This is a genomic window from Rhodoferax sp. ZS1R8 (assembly GCF_056521325.1).
In genome coordinates, this window is the sequence record NZ_JBWMBA010000079.1 from 468 (window position 1) to 1,404 (window position 937).

General features: G+C 60.3%; 2 protein-coding genes. Both read left to right on the forward strand.

The window, feature by feature from the left end:
• Positions 1–218 (forward strand): acyl-CoA dehydrogenase family protein (locus AC097P_RS23915; protein WP_479612922.1); only part of this gene is annotated, 218 nt, incomplete at its 5' end.
• Between the two features lie 488 nt (positions 219–706).
• Positions 707–937 (forward strand): CoA transferase (locus AC097P_RS23920; protein WP_479612923.1); only part of this gene is annotated, 231 nt, incomplete at its 3' end.

Consider the following 937-nt stretch of genomic DNA (forward strand, 5'->3'; position numbering starts at 1 on the left):
CGGTGGAAATCACTTCCATTCTGAAACGCAATTCTTGCGGCAAGTCATTGGATATTGCGCGGTTGGCGCGGGACATGATGGGTGGCAATGGCATCTCGGATGAATATGGGGTGGCGCGGCATTTGGTGAATTTGGAAGTGGTCAACACTTACGAAGGCACCCATGACATCCATGCTTTGATTTTGGGACGTGCTCAGACTGGAATAGCTGCTTTCTAGATATGTTTTTTCTTGAGGGAGGGCCTTTGCTGCGTTGCTTTTGTGCCCCCACTCTCCCCCAACCCCTCTCGCCCCGCCGGGCGAAAGGGGAGCTTTAACAGCCGATTTGGCTGTTGCGCGCCGATTGCGGAATTACTGGTGTCGCGTTCCCAGCGGGTGGGTTGGCATAGAGTGGTTGCCAACGGTCGTAGAGACCTCGGGCGGTTGCGGCACACGCGCTGCTGGCGGGCTCGCGCAGCGGCCCGCTGTGGGCGCGCCAGCACCGAGCCGTTCACTGCGACCGCCCCACACGAGAAACCTGAGCACACCAACACATATCGCAACCTCTCCCAAGTAGCACCGCAGCCGGAACGAACACGCAAGATCGGCTGTTAAGGCTCCCCTTTCGCCCGGCGGGGCGAGAGGGGTTGGGGGAGAGTGGGGACCACAAAAGCTGCGCAGCATAAAACCCCGCCGCAACGCAACAAAATAGGCACAAAGGAAAGACCATGACAACCCCAGAAAAACCCTCCGCCCTCCCCCACATCAAAGTCCTGGACCTCTCCAGAGTCCTGGCAGGCCCCTGGTGCACCCAAATGCTGGCCGACCTGGGTGCCGACGTCATCAAAGTCGAAAAGCCAGGCGACGGCGACGACACCCGCCACTGGGGCCCACCCTTCCTGCAAGACGCCGACGGCAACGACACCCCGCACGCCACCTACTTCACCGCCTGCAACCGC